We start from the raw sequence: 20039 nt of genomic DNA on the forward strand, positions 1-20039 counted from the left end.
ACAGCCCCCTTTTTAATACTGGCGTTCATTTTTGGAATAGGCAATAATTCTATCGGCAAGCTCACGGGCGTCAACCTTGTACTCACCTTTGGCAATCTGTTCGGATAACATGTTAACTTTATCTTCCCGTACTTCAGGCAGCCCTTTGGCTGTCCGGAGAATCTGATTTAACCCCTGGGCATGAGTGGATAAAATGACTTCATCCGGGCGCTGCGCAGGGCTTGTGCCCGGGTTCTTACAGTTCTTGGTCACCTTGGATTGTTCACCATAGATCTTGGCAATATTTTGGATATTTTTGATATTCATTAGTGAGCACCTCACACCTCGGGAATTCTTATTAATACTATCGACAAAAAGGGCGGGGTTATTAATCCCCGCCACACACGATTACAAAGATTTATCGTCTATTTGCACTCTCTATGTACATATTACTCCCATTATCAACAGTTTAGGATTCCTAGTGCCTTGACAAAGTCAAATGTTAGGTTATACGACGCATCTTTTCCCGCACTGCTTCGTTGTCGTCACCTTACAGATTGCCGATCTGCGCAGTTCCTCCGCCTTGCATTGCGAAAAAATCTACGTTGTCTAAAACTAACATCTAACTGTGCCAAGGCACTAGTCTCTGCCATACATGCGTGAACGGATTTTCACATCAGGCTCATGCTCTTGATGGCGCTCCTCGGTTTTTATCTGATCGAGAATATTTTTACTGCATTTATTGCATAACCGGCCCTCGCTAATCAAAGCACCGCAGCTGTCACAGGGATAGGAAACATCACCCATAATCCGGCCGCTGCGAAGAAGGCGCAGGATAATTTTATGTTTGACCCCTGTAGCCTGATGAATTTCTTCCATGGTTGCCTTACGGGTATCCCGCAGATACTCCATAACCTTTTCCGCATCGTCTTCCTGTCTGCGGTAGCATTCCGGACAAAGCCTGGCCACATTCTCCACATAGACCTTGCCACACTCCGGACAATTATCTAGTCCCATAGCGCCGCCCCCTTTACCTTCCCTATCTTTATTATACATGATCAGGCCCTTTTTGGCCTAGGTCTTTAGACTCATTTCAAAAATATTGAACATTTTTTTTAACAAGCCGGCAGGATTATGACGTTTTTTGGCTAATTAACAATATTGCTTATTTTATAGTGTTTTATGAGTGAGATGGCCGGTTCAGTCCCCTTTGTCCCCCTTTTTAAAGCAATCTCGCTTTTATGTATAATAATATGGAAAACAGGCAGGTATATTATGGAAACGAGAGCCATGTGTTGCTTTCCAATGAAAGGCAGTTTGTCGTGTATATGCTAACGCTCATGCAGGATCCTGAAATCTATGCCGGTGATACGGAAGCGATCAACAGTATAATCGGCAATTTTATGCAGCTTATTCAATTGAAAAATTCAAAACTATTCTTGCACAGCCAACAGGTTGCCAACTATTCCGTTAGTGTCGCTGCCAAGATGCGGCTGCCCCGGGAAGAGATTGAGCGAATCCGCCTGGCGGCGTTGTTGCATGATATCGGCCACCTTACCGTGCCTAACCAGGTGCTGTCCAAAGTGCCCTATCTGTCAACCCGCGAGATGAGCGTATTCAAAAATCATTGCAATGCCGGCAGTTACATGCTGGAAAATATCCCCTCCTGCCAGGAGTTGATTCCCTATATCCGCTATCATCATGAACGGTTTGACGGCACAGGCTATCCCAAACGGCTCAAGGGGGTAAACATCCCGCTCGGGGCCCGCATCATTGCTGTTGCCAACTATTATGACCGCTTTATTAATCCCTGCACCCAGAACTGGGTAAAAACCAAGGACGAGGCCGTCCGCGAGCTGCTCAGTCTGTCCGGTACGGCGTTTGACCCGGAGGTGGTCAAGGCCTTTATTGATGCGTTAGGGTAGGCTTACCTGGCCCCGCCGGCCAGCGCCAGGCCCTGTACTTTGACCGCCCCCGCCTGTTTCAATACCCGGGCGCATTCGTTCATCGTAATTCCGCTGGTAAAAATGTCATCCACGAGCAGAATCCTCTTACCTTTGATTAAGTCAGGGCGCGTTACCGCAAACGCGCCCTGACTGTTTTTGCGCCGCTCTTTCAGGGTAAGCTGCCATTGCGGCGCAGTCGCCCGCGTCCGGGCCAGTGCCTCCAGCCAGCTCAGCCGCTGACGCGCCGCCCAGGGCTGAAAGATGAGCGCCGTCTGATTAAAGCCGCGCTCTGCAAGCCGCTGCCGGTGCAGGGGTACCGGTACGACCCGGTCAACCCCGGCATAGCAGTCAGGCACCAGACCATAATCGAGCAGCCGGCTCAAACGGCCGGCATGCCTGGTGACACGGCGAAACTTCATATCCCGGATCAGCCGCCGGACCGGGCCGGAATAGCCAACAACCGTCTGACACCCATCCAGGTACACCAGGTTATGGATCGCCACCGCCACCTGCGTAGGCCTGACGAGTCTGCCCAGGCAGGCCTGGCACCAGCCATGATGGTCTGCCCATTGCCGACAAGACGGGCAGCGGCGGGGAAAGATAAGCGCAAGCAGGGCTTCCAGCCAGTCTTTTACCATAAACTTTCCCCCCGCAGGCGTTCAGCCAGCAGCGAATAGCGGCGGCGGGTCCGGTCACTCAGCACTGCCGTATTGAGGGCGGCCCGGGTGCCGATGAGAATAACCCGCTCTTTGGCCCGGGTGACCGCCGTATACAGCAGGTTGCGCTGCAGCATAATGTGGTGGCCGGGAGTCAGCGGCATCACGACAACCGGGTATTCACTGCCCTGGCTTTTATGAACGCTCATGGCGTAAGCCAGCGTCAGTTCATCATGTTCGCCCTTATCATAGACAACATCATCCTCCGGGTACCGCACCAATACCTTGCCGTCGGCAATGGCCACAATGTAACCGATATCGCCGTTAAATACCTTTTTGCTATAATTATTGCGGACTTGCATAACCTTATCGCCTTCCCGCAGCACCTGATTGACGCCCTGGATAAATTCTTTGCCCTCGGCCGGGTTTAAGGCCGCCTGCAGCAGCCGGTTAAGGTTTTCGACCCCGCAGGGCTGACGGTGCATCGGTGATAGGACCTGCACCTCCCGCCAGATATCAAACCCTTCCCGGGCCAGCTCAGTTTGACATAACTCGACCACCGCCTGGGCCGCCCCTTCACTGTCGGCCAGCTCACGGAACTGAAAATCCGGGCTGCCGCATTCCGGCGGGCGGCCCCGGTTAATCCGGTGGGCATTAAGCACAATCATGCTTTCACCGGCCTGCCGGAATACCTCGGTCAGCCGCACCACCGGGATCGCTTCGGAACGGATAACATCTTTCAGGACTGAGCCCGGCCCTACTGCCGGCAGCTGGTCAACATCACCGACCAGTACTACCCTGCAGCCGTCAGGCACCGCCTGCAGGAAGCAGCTCATCAACAGCATATCCATCATCGATGTTTCATCAACAATAACGACATCGGCATCAAGCGGATTGTGCTCATCCCTGGCAAAGACCGGCTCCTCCCCGGCCCCTCCCCCGGCCTCCAGCAGGCGGTGGATGGTCATCGCCTCGCGCCCGGTTGTTTCACTGAGCCGCTTGGCCGCCCGGCCGGTCGGCGCCCCGAGGATAATTTTACCGCCCTGCTGCTCTAAGAGGGCCAGAATGCCGCGCACGGTTGTCGTTTTCCCGGTACCAGGGCCGCCGGTCAATACCAGCACCCCGTGGGACAGCGCGGCCGCCAGCGCCTGGCGCTGGGCGGCTGCCAATGTCATATTGCCGGCCGCTTCCCAGTGATCAATCAAAGTATCCGTATCAATCCCGTCAATTGGCTTAGCCTCCGCCTGCAGCCGCAGCAGCCGCTCGGCCACCGCCCGTTCAGCCCGGTATAAATAGCGGGGATAAACAAGAGTCATCCCGTGGAAATCCTCGGTATACAGTTTGCCAAGTTTGATCTGTTCACTGACAACAACCGCGATATCCGCCTTGTCAATATTGAGCAGCCGGGCTGTTTCCTCGGTCAGCATCGCCTCCGGTACACAGCAATGCCCGGCCAGTCCGGTTTGCAGTAAAGCAAACTGGACCCCGGCGGCCAGCCGGGACGGATGGTCCCGGTCAAAACCCACCGCCAGCGCGATCTGATCGGCCGTACGAAAGCCAATGCCCTTTACCTCCTCGGCCAGCCGGTAGGGATCTGTTTCCAGCACCGCCACCGAATTGGCGCCGTAACAGGCAAAAATCCGGGCCCCATACGCCCCGGTGACGCCATGCATCTCCAAAAACAACATGACCTCTTTCAATTCGGCCTGTTCGGCATACGCCTTGCGGATTTGCTCTACTTTCTTATCGCCAATACCTTCCACTTCCGCCAGCCGGTGCGGATAAAGCTCGATGACCTCCAGCGTCCGCTCGCCAAAATGGGCCACCAGCCGGGCCGCCATAGCCCGGCCAATGCCCTTGATCGCCCCGGAGGCCAGAAACCGTTCAATCCCCTGCAGGGAAGTGGGGGCAACCCGCCGGCAGTGGCCGGCTTTAAACTGCCGGCCATAACGGCTATGCTCCACCCACTCGCCGGTCAGAGCCACCTGTTCGCCCACCAGCGGGGCCGGGAAACTGCCGGTAACAGCCACTGTGCCCTGCTCGCCGTCTGGCTTCAGGCGAAACACGGTAAAACTGCCGTCAGTCGCCTGAAATGTTATATTTTCAACAAGTCCTTCAAGTTTATTATCCACACTGTTAACTCCCAAACATAAGTTCTTGTATTTATTCGCAGTACCGGCAGAAAAATCCTGCATTTTTTCGTAATCGGGGCAGGATTTTTATCGGCGATGGAGTACTTTAAACAAAAGAACAGCATTATTTACATCAAGTTACATTTTGCGAGGCATAACGACTGTGAAAGAAGACATGTACACCTATCACTACTTTCAAAACCGCACGATTATGCGGCCGTCCCGGTCGGCCACCTATGTTTTTAATGTGGCCCTGTTCTCCTCCACTGCGTACATTGCCGCCACCCTGCTGTACCTGATCCGCTGAAGCTGCCGGTAAAACCGCAATGTACATCCAAACGCCCTGTTACAGACTGTAACAGGGCGTTAGTTTTATTTTCCCCGTTCTATACCAGGAGCACAGTCTCCCGGCTGCGGATCCGGGCTTCCACCGGTGCCGCCAGCGCGGCCCCTTTGATGCTAAAAATGTTCCTGGCAGCAATATCCTCCATAATCACCTGCGCCTCAGCCAGCGTCAGTCCCTCCTTCGGATCAGGCACACTCAGGCTGACCTCCTTGCCGGCACTTGTGCGAAACACCATTTCTAAAGTTTTAATCATTACCATCCCTCCTGCCGTTGTTACTGTAAACGCCTAAACCGAGTTACTGATTAATCAGCGTGTTGATATCCTGGCGGACAATCTCCACCAGGGTATGCTGCTGCAGGCTGCCCAGCCCGGCCGCCACCGCAAAGATATCATCGTCAGTCGCTTCGGAGCGGATATTCGTGTACGTGCGGAGTTTGAAAACCGGGCTGCCGGTTTCACTGACACCGGTCTGTACCTTCAGGACCACCTTGCCGCTTTGCGGCGTTTTTACCACTGCCATCAACATCACCCCCTTACCTGATACATTCCGGCAACCAACATTTTTAAACAGGTGCGGCCGGCAAAAGTTTAAGCCCGTAAAAAAAACAACTACCCTTAATTAGGATAGTTGTCTGCAGCCCGCCTGTATCCCTGGCCGGTAAAATCATTACCGGGCAAAAAACGGCCTGGCCTCTGAAAACTGCGGTTCTATAACAATGTTGCCGGTTTGGTCCAGGTAGCCCCATTTGCCGTTCACCTTTGCGGCCAGTAACCCGTTTGAGAAATCCAGCATCTGGGAAATTTCCCGCTGCGCCGGCACGACAAAGGTACCGGTTGCGTCAATAACCCCCCACATATCATTTTTCTTAACTGCCGCCAACCCGTCGGAGAAGTTGCGGGCTTCATCAAATTGTACGGCAATAACCAACCTGCCCCGGGTATCGATAAACCCCCACTTATCCTCCAGCTGCACTGCCGCCAGTCCATTGTGAAACGGCGCGGCGTCCGCAAACGGCCGTGTGGGCAGCATTTGCCCGCTTTTATCAATAAAACTCCATTTGCCATTCGTTTTCGCCCTGGCAAAACCCTCCCTAAAATCAGACAGCTCTTCGTATTGAGCCGGAATCATAAAGGCGCCGGTTTTATCCACATAGCCCCATTTCTTTTCCACCCGCACAAGTGACCAGCCAGCATTGAAGGCACCGACCGCATCATATTTTGTCGGCACAATCAGGTGGCCGTTGCGGTCAATATAACCCCGTTTCTCATTGCTGGGCAGCAGATTCAAACCATGACCCAGAGTAGTACCGGTAGCCTGCCCGGCAACAGCAGCAACTGCCGCCAGCAAGGAGAAACTGGTCTTAGACACCCGGACTTCCGCTATCCCGTCGCTAAAGGGAAAAACCTGATCATAGGGGGCTGAAATCACCGGCTTGCCGGTATTGTCGATATAGCTCCATTTTCGTTTAAGCTTTACCGCGGCCAGCCCTTCGCTGAACCCGTCGCCAATTTCCGCGAACTGCCCCGGTATGACTAAGCGGCCACCGGCATCAATGAACCCCCATTTTGCGCCAACCTGCACTGGGGCCAGCCCTTCCCGGTACCCGGCTGCATTTTTGAACTGATACGGAATGACAAGCTTGCCGGCAGTGTCAATGAAGCCCCATTTGCCTTGATTCTTTACCGGCGCCATTCCCTCCGCGAAGCTGCCGGCCTCCACAAACTGAGGCTCGATGGGGCTTGTACCGTTTTTGTCAATATAACCCCATTTCTTGTTGCGCTTCACTAGCGCCAGGCCTTCCTGGCAGCCGGCTATTTCATCAAATTGCACGGGGGCGGCCAGGTTGCCGTTATGATCATAAAAACCCCACTTCTTCTTGCTGCGAACAGCTGCCAGCCCTTCCTGATAATCGTGGACCTCATCAAAGGCCACCGGCACAATCACCTTGCCGGTTTTATCATAGTAGCCCCACTTTTTATTACTGCTGACAGCCACCACGCCATCTATAAAAGCCTTCGTATCGCTAAACAGCGCCGGTATGACAAACTTGCCCTGCCTGTCAATAAACCCCCATTTGCCGTCCAGTTTAACCTGCGCCAGGACTGCTTCCTGTCCGGCCGCCGCCGGCACCGGTGCCTGCTCAGGCACGCCGGCCGCCTCATTGCTCACTGCCACCGCTGTTAAAGCAGCGGCGCCGGCCGGCGGGGCCGCCGCAACGGCCGGCGCCGGCAGCAACGTACCGGCCAAAGCCAGCATCAGCCCCAAAACAGCGCCGCCTACTGCTCCTTTACGTCTCCGTAACATAGTCTTTCACTCTCCTTGTATATACATCAATCGACATATTCTGAGTCTAGCAAGAGATTCCAGGGCTGTCAATGAGACTATAGTCTCATCTTAAGATGGATAAGCCGGTCAGTTGCTTGTGCAAACAGGTTAATCCCCGCTGCCGCAGGCCATACACGGCCTGGGGCGTAATCCCCCACCTGGCAGCGATCTCCGTTAACCGTACATCGCCAAGCAACGTTGCGACAATAACCAGCCGTTGCTTGTCAGGCAGGGCCGCCAGTGCCTCCTTGACCGCCCCGGCAATTGCTGCCTCCTCTGCCGCCAGCTCGACATTATCGGGGGCCGCCAGGGTGGTAAGCAGGCTGTATTCCCCGTCCTCCCTGTCGCCGCCGGTCAGCGGCACCTCCCGCTGCCAGCGCCGCCGTTCCCGTTTAAACAGGTTCCAGACCGCATACCGGACCTGCTGCCTGGCATAGCCGGCAAAGGGTATGCCTGTTGACAGATCGTAGGTCTGTACGGCCCCGGCCAGGGCCAGCCAGCCTTCGGCGGCGGCTTCTTCTTTTATCCCGGCCACAGCCGGCTGACAGGCATATTTATACACCAGGCCGGCAAACCGCCGGCAAACCTCGGCAAAAGCGGCACCGTCCCCGGCCTGAGCCGCGATAACCAATTCTTCTCCCGTCATTTTCCTCACCTGCGGCAAGGAACCGGTCCCTCAAACTCAGCGCTTGCCGCCAGCATAGCACGAACGGTGAGAGAACACAAAAGCCGGCACCGCCCAGGTCAACACCCGAACGGCACCGGCACCGGCAAAACAGACGCTGACCGGCGGCCGCCGGACTTATTCGCCGGTAAGCTCCAGCCAGGCCTGATACTTTTCCTCAAGCGCCGCCTGCCGCGCGGCATACATATCGGCCAGTTCCCGGCTGAGAGCGGCCTCGGCATGGCTGGCCGGGTCGTTCAGCCTGGCCTCCAGGCCGGCGACCTCCTGCTCCAAACCAGCGATTTCTTCCTCCAGCTTCTTTATCAGCCGGCCAGGCTCCGGCTTACGCCAACTGCCTTTACCGGCCTGGCCCGGCTCTATCCGGTGGTCCGGCCGGCCCCCGGCTTTCTTCGCCGCCAGCCCGGCCTGACTGGCCGCCTGGGCGGCAGCTTTGGCCAGCCTGGCCTTTTTGTCGCGATAATAGCTATAATTGCCGGCGTATTCGGTCACCTGCCCGTCCGCCAGCTCAACCACCCGGTTAGCCACTTTATCCAGGAAATACCGGTCATGGGACACGGTCAGGAAAGTACCCGGAAAATTCATCATGGCCTCTTCCACCGCCTCCCGGGCCGCGATATCCAGATGGTTGGTCGGTTCATCAAGGATGAGAAGGTTAGCCCCGGTCAGCATCAGCTTCAACAGCGCCAGCCGCGCCTTTTCACCGCCCGAGAGATCCCCCACCAGCTTGTACACCTCATCCCCCCGAAATAAAAACGCCCCCAGGTAGTGCCGGGCCCGTTCCTCACTGAACGCAAACTCGCCCATAACCTCGGCCAGCACACTGTTGGCCCCGGTCAGAGTCTCGTGCTCCTGGGCAAAATACCCCAGCCGCACCCGGCTGCCGAGTTTAATCTTACCGCCGACCGGCGCCAGCTCTCCGGTCAGCAGCTTTAAGAGGGTTGTCTTCCCGGCCCCGTTCGGCCCGACCAACGCCACGCCATCGCCGCGCCGCACCAGCAGCGACGCCCCCTTCAGCACCTGTTTGTCGCCATAGCCGGCAACCACTTCCCCCAGCTCGGCTACCCGCTCGGCACACTCCGCCGGCGGATTGAAGGTGAAAAAGTCAAACCCGGTCAGATCTTCCGGCCGGCTCAGACGGGCCAGCCGCGACAGCTGACTCTGCCGGCCGCGCGCCTGTTTGGACTTGATGCCGGCCCGGTACCGGTCGATATAGGCCTCGGTTTTGGCAATATGGGCTTGCTGCTTGGAATAGGCCTTCTCCTGGGCGGCCAGCTTCTCCGCTTTTTTCTCCAGGTATTCACTATAGTTGCCGGCATAGTCGGCAATGGTTCCCTTCTCTATGGCCAGAATCCGGCCCACCACGTTATCAAGAAAGTAACGGTCATGGGAAATCACCAGCACGGCTCCGGCATACCCCTGCAAAAACTCCTCCAGCCATTCCACCATCGCCAGATCAAGATGATTTGTCGGCTCATCCAAATATAAAAAATCCGGCTGGCGGATCAACGCCCGCGCCAGGCAGATCCTGGTTTTTTGCCCACCGGAAAACTCGTGGGTCCGGCACTCAAGGTCCGCCGCCGTAAAGCCCAGGCCAAAAGCCACCCGCCGCACCGTATTGTCAACCTCATAGCCGCCGCCCCGTTCAAACCGTTCCACTGCCAGCGCATACTCCTTCATCAGCCTGTCAAGAGCCGCTTGCTGCTGTTCCCCGGCAATAGCCGCTTCCAGCCGGCGCATATCCGCCTGCCAGCCCAGCACATCGCCATAGGCGCTCACCAGTTCATCATACAGGGTATGCTCACCCAGGGCTGTATCCTGCTCGACATAGCCGGTCCGTTCCGATGGCGCCATCACCACCTGGCCGCTGTCAGGCTTCTCCAGGCCTAACAGGCAGCGCACCAGCGTCGTCTTGCCAACACCGTTGGGACCGATCAGCCCGACCTTTTCGCCCCGCCTGATTTGAAAACTAATCTCCGCCAAAACAGTTTGTATCCCATAGGCCTTGCTCAGGCCGTGAACTTCCAATACACTCATACGTCGCCTCCTGTCTGCATACTTATTGTACCTATTAATAGCGGCCGGCACAAGGGCGGCTTACGGCAAAATCCCGCCCCCGGCCCGTGCCTCTTGCCAACAGGGCCTGATTCTGGTAATATGGAATTATCCAGAACATATGTTTGTCCATTGTTGGAGGTACAGTCATGAGTGAATTGTTGAACGCCTGTACACGTATTGCCGCCATCATCCCCTGCTATCAACCTACCGGTGACAGCACTACCGTCATTGCCGTCGATGGCAGCGCCACAAGTCTGACGACCCGCGTACGCACCGTACTCCTCCGCCTGGCCCGGCTCCGGGCCATTGACCTGAGCGCGCTCCGAACCCGGACCAGGGCCGCGACGGAACGCAGGAACCTCGCACCGCTGCCGCTCGCCCCCGGGCTTGTCCTGGTGCCTGTCAAGGTTCGCCAGCCGCGGGTGGCCGGTGACACCACCACCGGCTATATCAATTTCCATGCCGTTACCACCGTAGCGGCCAATAAAAACAAGCCTTACCAGACAACGGTCACTTTATCCGGCAAGACTGAGCTCCCGGTGCTCTGGACACCAGCCACCGTCAACCGGCAGCTGGCTTTAGCCCGCCTGGCGGCAACGGCGGCCCCGGCCCGGCCGGTATTGTCCGCTGCCCTGCAGGCCACCTTGCCCGGTTACGACCCGGCGCTGCTGAACCTGGCCGTCAAAGTGGCTGAGCTTTTCAACGAAATAGTATGTATGAAACCCAGATTATAACCGAGTACCGATATGGTCAAGACACTAGCCCTCCATCCGGCTCCGGATGGCAATATCGCCTTTCTTCTGCCGCAGCAGGGAGGCTACCACCGCAATAAACTCTTCCGTTTTCAGCCGGGTAGTCAGGTCAAGCACATGCACCACCGAGCCCCGGCACAGCGGCATCGCCTCCGAGACCGGCCGGAGCGAGCTCCGGGAATGAACAATCGTCAGGACCGGCATTTCCCCGGCCAGACGCTGTAGGATGACCGGCGTTAAGTCATCGGAGCCGCAATCGACCACAACAGCATCAAAGCCATGGCTGCCTTCCTCCAGCTCGCTGACCAGGTACCGCATCAAATCTTCCACTTCATATTCCATATTCTTAAGCAAAATGATAAAACTGGCGTCAGGTAACCGTACCAGTTCCAACGCAGTAAACCAATTCCACACATCCTTTAATACATACCACAAGCCATACAGGGCCAGCGATACAATGACGATACTCACCGGATATGATAAAAACAAATTATCCTACCCCCTTCATTTGGGATAGGATAATATATGCGGGCACCCCGGTATTGGTCAATTATAATACCACAATCTTTTGCCTGATAGCGTACAGTACTGCCTGGGTCCGGTCAACCACATTAATCTTGCGGAAGATATTGGTCAGATGATTTTTTACGGTCTTCTCACTCAGAAACAGCTTCTGGGCAATCTCCTGATTACTCAGCCCCTGACCAATCAGCTGCAGCACTTCAATCTCCCGGTAGGTTAACCGTTCCTCCTTCCGGCGCTGCGCCATGGCCGTCTCGTGCCGCTTCTCTTCCTGCCGGGAAAACTCGCCGAACAACCGCCGGGCCAGGGTCGGGTAAATAAACGACTGCCCCTCAAAGACTGTGCGGATAGCTTTGACCAGCATGCCTGGCTCAATATCCTTTAACAGATAACCAATGGCCCCGGCCTTGATTACCTCAAACACATAACTTTCATCATCATGAATGGTGAGAATAATGATTTTAACTGTTTGATTGGCAGCCTTAAGCCGCCGGGTTACTTCCAGCCCGTTCATACGCGGCATATTCACATCAAGCAGAATAATGTCAGGCTTAAGGCGCTCAACCTGCCTGATCGCCTCATCCCCGTCCGAGGCCTCCCCAATTACATCAAAATCCGGTTCCAGCGACAGCACATTTTTAATTCCCTGCCTAAGAAGCGCATGATCATCGGCTATTAAAAGTTTTATTGTCAAAAACATTCACCTCCCTGCCGGGCATGTGCATAATATTTACAATATTTAAAAATGTTCCAGATTGACTAATATGTCTAATATTCGCCCTCCCTGTCGGTTTTCCTGCAACTTTCCTGTTCTCTTATTACGGATAAGACAAAGGTCCTACTGTCTAGTAGGACCTTACGCATGTTAACTAATAAACCCCAAGCCGCATACACAATTTTCGAAAAATACCAGGTTTTTTCGCTTGGGCTAACGACTGTACTTCAAAAATCTCCACATCCTGGCTGTTGATTATACCTTGGGGATTGGTGATCAGTATTTGCCGGGTTTTTTCCGCCCCGATTAAACCTCTAAGTTTTTCCGCCGTTGTTGATAAATCAGGATTGCGGTGCCTGGCGCTGTGGGCATCAGACCCGATGCAGTGCACCATATCCCGGGCCAGTAAAAGCTCCGCCGTCTGCCGGCTGCGCTCACCCATCCGCCCCATCAGGCTGGAACCGTTGACCTGGGTTAACACCCCCCGCCTAATCCATTCCACCAGGATCTCCGGATCTTTGGCCAGCACCGGATGCCGCTCCGGATGAGCCAGAACCGGGGTAATGCCGCGGGCCTGCAAATTAAAAAAGAAGTCCTCGGTAAAACCCGGAATATCAATAGCCGGCAACTCCACCAGCATATAGCGGCCGCCGTTAAGACAATACGGTCCCGGCTCTTTCACCAGCTTCAGAATATCCAGATGAATGGCAACCTCCCCGCCGGGATAAACAGGCAGATTCAACCCGCGCGTACTCCCTTCGGCCTGCAGCAGCCGGCACCCGGCCACAATTTGCTCCCAGGCCGGCAGCCACTCCCCCTCAATGACATGAGGGGTGGCCACAATGGCCTTTGTGCCATTGTTCTGCGCAATCTCCAGCATTTTCAGCGAGGTGTCCAAATCCCTGGCCCCATCGTCAATGGCCGGAATAATGTGACAATGTATGTCCAGCATCTGATATTATGTCTCCTTTTACTTGGGTAACCTTCGTTTTTAGTGTACCTTTGTCCCCTGGTTTTGTCAATTATCAGGCTGGTAAAAAAACAAACCTCCAGGCTTGAATCCGGCGGTTTGGCTAGTTATTTATTTTATTCTTCAAACATTTTTGGGCGAAAGAACAATATTCCTCCATCGTTTCAATAAGCTCCCGGCATTGTTCTGACGACAATGCGGCCGGCTGACAGCTCGACTGGCCCAGTACCTCCCGGTATATATCCTGCAATTGATAATTGCGATAACCTAATTTCAACAGCTGTTCTTTTAAAAATTCGATACGTTCCAACTCTGTCACCGTGATCCCCCTTAAACGTCAACAATTTATTCGTCATATTTTACAGAATAATCCTGACAATTTAGTTCATTGGTCCTATTGACATTTATATGTATTTATTATATACAATCGCATTGAGAATGACAATCAAAAACTTTCGTATATTTAATGCAAATTTCGACAAATAATGCTATCTGTCGACAAGCAACCCCGGCAGTCGCAGGCTGCCGGGGTATATATAGCTCCGGCCGGCAAACACCAGAACCGGCACTAAACAATGATCACCTCCTGCAACCGGTTGCAGCAGATCAGCTTCTCTTTTCCCGCCAGCCTGGTCCGGAGCTTGACCCCGTCCCCCCATAAGGCGGCGACATGCTTGAGGGTCTCCTTGGCATAACCAAGCTCCAGCTCCCGGCCGTCATAGTCATGCGCCAGAATTAACTCGCCTTGTTCCACAGCCACCGGTGTAATGGCCGGGATTCCGCCCAGGCCGACTGAATTGGCCAGCTGATCGCGGATTAGCTGCCAGCCGTCTTCGTCCGCCACTTCGGCCACAACCACATTATCGCCCTCCACCGCGTAGGCAAACAGGTTCATCTCCCGGCACAGCTCCTCATTCAGGTAGCGCCGCAGAAAAGAATGATCCCGCTCGCCGGCCCGGATCTCCTTAATCTTGTCCCGCCCCAGCGACCGGTCCAGATATTCAAACAGCTTGAAGCCGACAAAATAAGGATTGAGCTGCTGCTGATGGGGCCGGACCACCAGGTTGTGCCGCTGCAGGAACTCCAGATGCAGCCCCTGGGGCAGGTCCAGCTGCTGCAGAATCCGGTAATGCCAGTAGCTGGCCCAGCCTTCATTCATGATTTTGGTCTCCAGCTGCGGCACGAAATACAGGCTCTCCTCATGGACGATGGTCACCAGGTCCTGTTCCCAGTCCTGCAGCCGGCCTTTGGCCGCCAGAAACGCCAGCAAATCATGCTGCAGCCGCGGGGGTACGGCCTCGGCGCGCTCCTGCTCCAGCGTCTGGCGGGAATAGGCCTGCGCCAGACCGGTGCGGCTGACCTGGAACCGCAGGGCATGGGCCGCATCCAGGATGCGCTCCACCTTGTCCGGGCCGATGCCCGGGTCCTGGATATAGGCCCGCACCCTGTCGGCCTGGGCCTTGAAGGTCGCCAGCGTCAGTTCCGCCCGGGTATCCCGCTGGAACAGACGGTTATTCTTAAAGAAATCGTTATGCCCGTAGACATGGGCCATCGTCAGAATCTGCAGCAGCAGGGTGTTGTCCCGCATCAGGTACGCCAGGCAGGGATCGGAGTTAATCACCATTTCATACGGCAGCCCGCTCAGGTTATACTGATAAAAGGTCTTTTGCCGTTCGTAGGCCTTGCCAAAACTCCAGTGCGGGTAGTGGGACGGCATGCCGGTATAGGCCTCATAACACAGCATATCCTCGGCACTGCACAGCTCAAACTGCTGCTGATAGCAATCCAGGCCAAACTCTGCGGCCAGTTGTTCAATCCGGTCATTCCACCCCGCCAGTTCCGCCAGTGTGTAATCAGTCATCGTCCTCCCTCCCTGCGGTGTCCTTATCCAGAATCTGTTTAAACACCGGCCAGACATCGTCCTTATCGGTCATTCTGGCGGTGATAAAGTTATCGGCCTGAATCTTGTCGTCATATTCCCGTTGGACGGCGCTGACCCAGTGTTTAACCCCCACCTCGACATAACCGAACAGATTGCCGGCAGCGCATAGCTGCCGGGCCAGTTCCACCGCCCGGGGGATATCCTCCTGCCAGTTGTCGCCGTCCGAGCAATGGAAGGCATAAATATTCCACAGGCCCGGATTATAGCGCTGTTCTATAATCTCCAGCGCTTTGGCATAGCCGCTGCTGATATAGGTGCCGCCGGACTCGCCCCGGTGAAAGAACTCGTCTTCACTGACCTCTTTGGCCTCCGTGGTATGGGCGATAAAGCTGACCTCCACCTGCTCATACTTATAGCGGACAAACTGATACAACAGGAAGAAAAAACTGCGGGCCAGATATTTGCGGGTCTGGTCCATCGAGCCGGAGGTATCCATAATGCAGATGACCACGGCATTGGACTGCCGGTCCAGCTCCGGTTTTACCCGGAAATACCGCAGGTCATCCTCCCGGAAGGGAACCCGGCCGGCCCGGCTGCCCCCGTCCGCGGCCGGTCCCCCCTCGCCGCGCAGGGCGGTCTGCTGCCGTTTCAGCTTCTCAATGACCGAGCGTTTCTTGGCCAGGCGCGGCGGGATGCCTTTGCGCTGAAACCCTGACCGTTTATAGTTGCGCTCGGTTTCGACCTGGGAAAACTTTTTGCGTTCCAGATCAGGCAGGTTCAGGTCTTCAAACAGGTACTGCACCAGCTCGTCCAGCGTGATCTCTGTTTCATAGATATCCTCGCCCGGCTCATTGCCGGCCTGGCCGGCCCCCTGTCCCGGACCGGGCTGACCGGTTTTGCCGATGACCTGGCCCCGCTGCTCGCCGCCGGTACCGGAGCTTGTACCGCCATTGTTGTTGCCATAAACAAACCGGTATTCCCTGATCCCCTTAATGGGGATCTTAATCTTCTTGTCCTTGCTCTGCCCGATGATGCTTTCCTCCGCGACGATGCCACCGACATTTTTTTTGATGGCATCCTCGACCAACTGACGGTGCCGCTTGCGGTCCCACTGGGAACGGTCGGTTCCGCCGGCACCTGCGTCCTTGAAAATCGCCACAGCTCTCCCCGCCTTCCGCTTAGTTCTCATTGCCGGCGCTAATCCCGCCAGAGGTTGTTGGCCGCATATTTTAAGATCACATTGCAGCAATGGTCACAATAGCCGCTCCGGTTCATCTCCGCCACCATCGCATCATATTTGCCGTCCTGCTCCTTGTCCCGCACCCGGGCCTTGGTCACAACCCGCGACAACTCGCGGACCGAGGCGGTCAGTTTTTTCTCGATGGCCTCCTTGAGCGGTTCGTAGCTCCGGTAGTCGATGGTGCCCTTGTTGCGCAGCAGGGAAAACATATAGGAGGTTACGTCCTGCCGGAACCCGAGCGCAGCCGTACCGGTAATGCCGATTTGCTCCTCAATCGACTGCAGGAAGGCCACATCCGGCTCCAGCTCCTCGCCGGTATTGGGGTCTTTTAGTTTGGTGGCATTCACAAAGGCCTCCGAATGATCCAGATAGTTGTTAAACAGGCTTTCGGCCTGCTCCTGGTAGCCGTGGATAAAGGCCCGGGTCACCTCTTTCTCCAGCAGCTTGTTGTATTCTTTTTTAATCGTATCCTGCAGCAGGCCCAGATAACGTTTCTTTTCATCGTCGGCAATGACCATATCCTTGACCGCCTTCACCAGAGTATCAAGCACCGCCAGCGGGTTGATGCAGTTATGCTCCGATTCGGACAAAGCCGTATCAATGGCTTTCATAATAAAGCGGGTCGAAATACCGCTCATGCCTTCCCGCTGCGCCTCTTCCCGGAGCTCCATAATATCGACCTTGCGGGTTGAGCCCTTCTCGACGATCTCCTCCCCGTTGTAGATGCGGAGCTTCGTCAGGGGTTCCACCTTGCTGGTGGGGGCCAGGCGGGTCATGATGGCAAACATCGACGCCACCTCAATGGTATGGGGCGCAATATGGGCGTCAAAGGCACTGTTCTTAAGCATCTTGCGGTAGATCTTGACTTCCTCGTCCAGCTCCAGGCAATAAGGCACCTCCACCTTGACAATCCGGTCCAGAATGGCCTCATTGGTATGGTCGGATTTAAACTTGTTCCACTCAGCCTCATTGGAATGGGCCAGGATAATGCCGTCAAAATAGATCATTGACCCTTTGCCGGGCGAGGGGATCGACTTCTCCTGGGTCGCGGTAATCATCGTATGCAGATACTCAACATCATTCTTGAAGACCTCGATAAACTCCACCAGGCCCCGGTTGCCCACATTGAAGGCCCCGTTCAACGCCAGCACCCGCGGGTCATCCTCGGCGTACAGGTCCATTTTGGAGATATCAACCGAACCGGACAGCACCGAGGTATCCTGATTATTCGGATCAACCGGCGGCACAACGCCCACCCCTTTCCGGGACCGGACCGAAAACTCGGCCACCGCCACCGGCACCTGTTCAAACTCGCCGTTATATTCGTTCTTAAGCCGGTAACGGCAAACCGGGCACAGGTCCCCCTCAATCTTAACCCCAAGCACCTTCTCAAACTGGGGCCGCAGGTGCTTGGGGATCAGGTGCAGCGGCTCCTCCCGCATCGGGCAGTCTTTGATGACATACACCGGCGGACTCATCTCCAGGGCTTTTTTCAGCGCTTCCATCAGCGAGGACTTGCCGGCCCCTACCGGTCCCACCAGGTACAATACCTGCCGCGCTTCCTCGCCCTTCATGGCGGCCGAATGGAAATAGCGCATAATCTTCATAATACTTTTATCAATGCCGTAGAAGTCATTCGCAAAAAACTTGTACCGGCGCAAGGTTTCATTACCGTAAAGCCGTTTTAAACGGGGGTTTTCCTCGGTTTTGACAATCTCCACCCCAGGTGCGGCCAACAGTTCCTGCATACGTTGATGGGCCAGCATGGCGACTTTCGGGTTGTCCTTCACAATTGCAAGATAATCAAGCAGTGTCCCGGAAAAATGCTGATGCTTCCGGTTCTCACGGTCTGTTTGAATCAGACTGGCAAAATCAAAATTTCCCATACCTGGCCTCCTTAACGTATTTACTCGGTAACCGGCTGGTAATTCAGGGCATTAGCACCATCGCCAATTGTTAATCAGCAGCAATTTATGCCGCAAACAATGTATGTTTGTATACTAATAGCCCTAATTTGCGGACAATTGTCCTTGTTTGTAATTAGTATATCAAAATTATGTAAACTTGTCTAAAGGATGTTTGTGGCAAAAAAACACAAAGACAAGTACCCGGGCCGGGTACTTGCCTTCGTGTCCTTATTCGCTAACCGTCAGGACTGTCCCTTGCGGCTTCCATATCGTGAACAAAAGAGGATGCCCGCCAGGGCACTGCCGCTATCGATCATCACATCCCGCAGCTCACCGCTGCGGCCCGGCACATAGACCTGGTGCAATTCATCCACAGCGGCAAAAGCGGCGCAAAAAAGCATAGTGACAGCCACCAGCCACGCCTTTTTCTGTATGCCCAGATGCAAACGCAAGGCCTGATAAGCCAGACAGCCCAGGACAAAATAGTTGACCCCATGGGCCACCTTTCTCACAAACCCGTGTAAGTGCTGAATCAGCAGTTGCTGTTCTTTCGCACTCTGAGCCACAGGCAGCAGGGTTGTCAGCATGTCGGCCAGCGCTTGAACCACCATTCCGCTCAGCCCCTTAGACTCAGCGGCCGGCTGTGCGGAAAACCAAATAATCAGCAGCATCCAGCCGCCAAAAAACAACAGTGCCAAAGTTTTCATTAACGCCTCCGCCTGACTACCTTTGATTAAGGTCCCTTTACATTAAACATCCAGCCCCCAGTCCTGTCAAGGGACTGGGGGCTGCTTTAGGTGTCGAACCTATGGCTACATACCATCACGGTAGCCCTGGGGGTTATTGATTTGCCAGTTCCAGGCATCTTTACACATATCCTCAATGTTTTTTTCAGCAACCCAGCCCAGTTCTGCTTTAGCCCTGGTTGTATCCGCATAGCATATGCCGATATCGCCTGGACGCCTGCCGGTAATTACATAGGGGATTGGCCGCCCGGTGGCTTGCTCGAAGGCCCGGACTAACTCCAGAACACTGTACCCCTGACCGGTGCCAAGGTTATAGGCAGTCACACCAGGACTGACCAGTACCTTTTCCAGCGCCTTCAGATGGCCTTTCGCCAGATCCACCACATGGATAAAATCCCTTACCCCGGTGCCGTCAGGGGTATCGTAGTCATTGCCGAAGATACTGAGCTTGTCCCGTTTGCCAATGGCGACCTGGGTAATATACGGCATCAGGTTATTGGGGATGTCATGCGGGTCTTCCCCGATGTTACCGCTCTCATGCGCCCCGATCGGATTAAAGTATCTGAGTAAAGCAATGCCCCAGGCCGGATCGGCAGCATAAAGATCGCTCAGGATATCCTCAATCATCAGCTTTGTCCGCCCGTAGGGATTGGTCGCACTGCGGCCACAATCCTCGCCCAGGGGAATACGCTCCGGTACGCCGTACACCGTGGCCGACGAACTGAAGACCAGCTGTTTAACCCCATATTGAGCCATAAGCTCACACAGCACCAGCGTGCCGGTAATATTATTGTGGTAATAGGCCAGCGGCAAAGCCACCGATTCGCCCACCGCTTTAAGGCCGGCAAAATGGATAACCGCCTCAATGCGGTTTTCCGCAAAGACTTTGTCCAGCTTGTCCCGGTCCCGGATATCCAGCTGATAAAACCCGGGCTGTTGGCCGGTGATGGCCTTGATACGATTTAACACTGCCGCTTTGCTGTTGCTGAGATTATCGACGATAATTACATCATAGCCTGCCTGGAGCAGTTCCACACAGGTGTGGCTGCCGATATAGCCGGTACCGCCGGTCACTAAAATAGACATCGCGTAATTCCTTTCCAACTCCCGTATTTTACCGAATCAGGCTCGCTGCCCCTTTCACGTCCTATTCCGTACCACTTTCTCCCAGCAACTCCT

General features: G+C 55.0%; 21 protein-coding genes. 3 read left to right on the forward strand and 18 right to left on the reverse strand.

All coding sequences use genetic code 11. From position 1 onward, the window contains the following. Positions 1-12 precede the first annotated feature (12 nt). Together flgM and SPTER_RS16620 are read right to left on the reverse strand one after the other, a co-directional pair. Entirely contained in the window at positions 13-306 is a 294-nt protein-coding gene (flgM, locus tag SPTER_RS16615; RefSeq protein WP_144351397.1) for a flagellar biosynthesis anti-sigma factor FlgM, read from the reverse strand. Positions 307-618: 312 nt separating this feature from the next. Then, entirely contained in the window at positions 619-996 is a 378-nt protein-coding gene (locus tag SPTER_RS16620) for a flagellar protein (RefSeq protein WP_144351398.1), read from the reverse strand. 275 nt (positions 997-1271) lie between these two features. On the opposite strand from SPTER_RS16620, the gene SPTER_RS16625 reads away from it, so the two are divergent. Then, positions 1272-1904: an HD-GYP domain-containing protein gene (locus tag SPTER_RS16625; protein ID WP_246105328.1), complete on the forward strand. Its 633-nt coding sequence runs from the start codon at positions 1272-1274 to the stop codon at positions 1902-1904. A 2-nt stretch (positions 1905-1906) separates the two neighbouring features. Here the strand turns inward: SPTER_RS16625 and SPTER_RS16630 are convergent, their stop codons facing one another. Beyond that, the gene (locus SPTER_RS16630; RefSeq protein WP_144351399.1) at positions 1907-2563 is read right to left on the reverse strand and encodes a ComF family protein; all 657 of its coding nucleotides are present in this window, start codon (positions 2561-2563) and stop codon (positions 1907-1909) included. After that, positions 2557-4776 (reverse strand): SF1B family DNA helicase RecD2, encoded by a 2220-nt coding sequence (gene recD2, locus SPTER_RS16635; protein WP_144351400.1) that lies wholly within the window; start codon positions 4774-4776, stop codon positions 2557-2559. The genes SPTER_RS16630 and recD2 overlap by 7 nt, the downstream gene beginning before the upstream one ends. Positions 4777-4876: 100 nt before the next feature. On the opposite strand from recD2, the gene SPTER_RS24840 reads away from it, so the two are divergent. Beyond that, the gene (locus SPTER_RS24840; protein WP_170233307.1) at positions 4877-5020 is read left to right on the forward strand and encodes a hypothetical protein; all 144 of its coding nucleotides are present in this window, start codon (positions 4877-4879) and stop codon (positions 5018-5020) included. A 79-nt stretch (positions 5021-5099) separates the two neighbouring features. Here the strand turns inward: SPTER_RS24840 and SPTER_RS16640 are convergent, their stop codons facing one another. From SPTER_RS16640 to SPTER_RS16660, 5 genes are all read right to left on the reverse strand, one after another. Beyond that, the gene (locus SPTER_RS16640; RefSeq protein WP_144351401.1) at positions 5100-5312 is read right to left on the reverse strand and encodes a DUF2922 domain-containing protein; all 213 of its coding nucleotides are present in this window, start codon (positions 5310-5312) and stop codon (positions 5100-5102) included. 43 nt (positions 5313-5355) lie between these two features. Beyond that, positions 5356-5580, reverse strand: a complete 225-nt coding sequence (locus tag SPTER_RS16645; RefSeq protein ID WP_144351402.1) for a DUF1659 domain-containing protein — start codon at positions 5578-5580, stop codon at positions 5356-5358. A gap of 147 nt (positions 5581-5727) precedes the next feature. After that, positions 5728-7365, reverse strand: a complete 1638-nt coding sequence (locus SPTER_RS16650) for a WG repeat-containing protein (RefSeq protein ID WP_144351403.1) — start codon at positions 7363-7365, stop codon at positions 5728-5730. An 85-nt stretch (positions 7366-7450) separates the two neighbouring features. After that, the gene (locus SPTER_RS16655; protein ID WP_144351404.1) at positions 7451-8032 is read right to left on the reverse strand and encodes an RNA polymerase sigma factor; all 582 of its coding nucleotides are present in this window, start codon (positions 8030-8032) and stop codon (positions 7451-7453) included. 156 nt (positions 8033-8188) lie between these two features. Continuing rightward, positions 8189-10105: an ABC-F family ATP-binding cassette domain-containing protein gene (locus SPTER_RS16660; protein ID WP_144351405.1), complete on the reverse strand. Its 1917-nt coding sequence runs from the start codon at positions 10103-10105 to the stop codon at positions 8189-8191. A 167-nt stretch (positions 10106-10272) separates the two neighbouring features. Between SPTER_RS16660 and SPTER_RS16665 the strand changes: the two genes are divergently transcribed. Next, entirely contained in the window at positions 10273-10860 is a 588-nt protein-coding gene (locus tag SPTER_RS16665) for a hypothetical protein (RefSeq protein WP_144351406.1), read from the forward strand. Between the two features lie 24 nt (positions 10861-10884). Here SPTER_RS16665 and SPTER_RS16670 read toward each other — a convergent pair whose 3' ends face one another. From SPTER_RS16670 to galE, 9 genes are all read right to left on the reverse strand, one after another. Next, the gene (locus tag SPTER_RS16670) at positions 10885-11367 is read right to left on the reverse strand and encodes a glycosyltransferase family 2 protein (RefSeq protein ID WP_144351407.1); all 483 of its coding nucleotides are present in this window, start codon (positions 11365-11367) and stop codon (positions 10885-10887) included. Between the two features lie 61 nt (positions 11368-11428). Further along, positions 11429-12094 carry a response regulator gene (locus tag SPTER_RS16675; RefSeq protein ID WP_144351408.1) on the reverse strand — a complete coding sequence of 222 codons (666 nt, stop codon included), beginning with the start codon at positions 12092-12094 and terminating at the stop codon, positions 11429-11431. A 175-nt stretch (positions 12095-12269) separates the two neighbouring features. Beyond that, on the reverse strand, positions 12270-13067 hold the full coding sequence (locus SPTER_RS16680) for a tyrosine-protein phosphatase (protein ID WP_144351409.1): 798 nt from the start codon (positions 13065-13067) through the stop codon (positions 12270-12272). Between the two features lie 121 nt (positions 13068-13188). Beyond that, a complete protein-coding gene (locus SPTER_RS16685; protein ID WP_144351410.1) occupies positions 13189-13404 on the reverse strand; it encodes a hypothetical protein in 216 nt (71 codons plus the stop codon). 249 nt (positions 13405-13653) lie between these two features. Beyond that, on the reverse strand, positions 13654-14946 hold the full coding sequence (locus SPTER_RS16690; protein WP_144351411.1) for a SpoVR family protein: 1293 nt from the start codon (positions 14944-14946) through the stop codon (positions 13654-13656). Further along, positions 14939-16126: a sporulation protein YhbH gene (yhbH, locus tag SPTER_RS16695; RefSeq protein ID WP_144351412.1), complete on the reverse strand. Its 1188-nt coding sequence runs from the start codon at positions 16124-16126 to the stop codon at positions 14939-14941. The genes SPTER_RS16690 and yhbH overlap by 8 nt, the downstream gene beginning before the upstream one ends. A gap of 38 nt (positions 16127-16164) precedes the next feature. Next, entirely contained in the window at positions 16165-18093 is a 1929-nt protein-coding gene (locus SPTER_RS16700) for a PrkA family serine protein kinase (protein ID WP_144351413.1), read from the reverse strand. 263 nt (positions 18094-18356) lie between these two features. After that, positions 18357-18821 (reverse strand): VanZ family protein, encoded by a 465-nt coding sequence (locus SPTER_RS16705; RefSeq protein ID WP_144351414.1) that lies wholly within the window; start codon positions 18819-18821, stop codon positions 18357-18359. A gap of 105 nt (positions 18822-18926) precedes the next feature. Then, complete coding sequence (gene galE / locus SPTER_RS16710) at positions 18927-19946, reverse strand: UDP-glucose 4-epimerase GalE (protein WP_144351415.1); 1020 nt, start codon at positions 19944-19946, stop codon at positions 18927-18929. Positions 19947-20039: the final 93 nt, after the last annotated feature.

It is taken from the genome of Sporomusa termitida, from assembly GCF_007641255.1.
In the GTDB taxonomy this organism is placed as follows: Bacteria; Bacillota; Negativicutes; order Sporomusales; family Sporomusaceae; genus Sporomusa; species Sporomusa termitida.

Bases quoted from the DNA above. Each gene is read 5' to 3' on its own strand.
- SPTER_RS16665 (WP_144351406.1), top strand. From the start codon at position 10,273: ATGAGTGAATTGTTGAACGCCTGTACACGTATTGCCGCCATCATCCCC.
- recD2 (WP_144351400.1), bottom strand. From the start codon at position 4,776: ATGCAGGATTTTTCTGCCGGTACTGCGAATAAATACAAGAACTTATGT.
- SPTER_RS16700 (WP_144351413.1), bottom strand. From the start codon at position 18,093: ATGGGAAATTTTGATTTTGCCAGTCTGATTCAAACAGACCGTGAGAAC.
- SPTER_RS16660 (WP_144351405.1), bottom strand. From the start codon at position 10,105: ATGAGTGTATTGGAAGTTCACGGCCTGAGCAAGGCCTATGGGATACAA.
- SPTER_RS16620 (WP_144351398.1), bottom strand. From the start codon at position 996: ATGGGACTAGATAATTGTCCGGAGTGTGGCAAGGTCTATGTGGAGAAT.
- SPTER_RS16680 (WP_144351409.1), bottom strand. From the start codon at position 13,067: ATGCTGGACATACATTGTCACATTATTCCGGCCATTGACGATGGGGCC.
- SPTER_RS16630 (WP_144351399.1), bottom strand. From the start codon at position 2,563: ATGGTAAAAGACTGGCTGGAAGCCCTGCTTGCGCTTATCTTTCCCCGC.
- SPTER_RS16650 (WP_144351403.1), bottom strand. From the start codon at position 7,365: ATGTTACGGAGACGTAAAGGAGCAGTAGGCGGCGCTGTTTTGGGGCTG.
- galE (WP_144351415.1), bottom strand. From the start codon at position 19,946: ATGTCTATTTTAGTGACCGGCGGTACCGGCTATATCGGCAGCCACACC.
- SPTER_RS16705 (WP_144351414.1), bottom strand. From the start codon at position 18,821: ATGAAAACTTTGGCACTGTTGTTTTTTGGCGGCTGGATGCTGCTGATT.
- flgM (WP_144351397.1), bottom strand. From the start codon at position 306: ATGAATATCAAAAATATCCAAAATATTGCCAAGATCTATGGTGAACAA.
- SPTER_RS16645 (WP_144351402.1), bottom strand. From the start codon at position 5,580: ATGGCAGTGGTAAAAACGCCGCAAAGCGGCAAGGTGGTCCTGAAGGTA.
- SPTER_RS16690 (WP_144351411.1), bottom strand. From the start codon at position 14,946: ATGACTGATTACACACTGGCGGAACTGGCGGGGTGGAATGACCGGATT.
- SPTER_RS16640 (WP_144351401.1), bottom strand. From the start codon at position 5,312: ATGATTAAAACTTTAGAAATGGTGTTTCGCACAAGTGCCGGCAAGGAG.
- SPTER_RS16655 (WP_144351404.1), bottom strand. From the start codon at position 8,032: ATGACGGGAGAAGAATTGGTTATCGCGGCTCAGGCCGGGGACGGTGCC.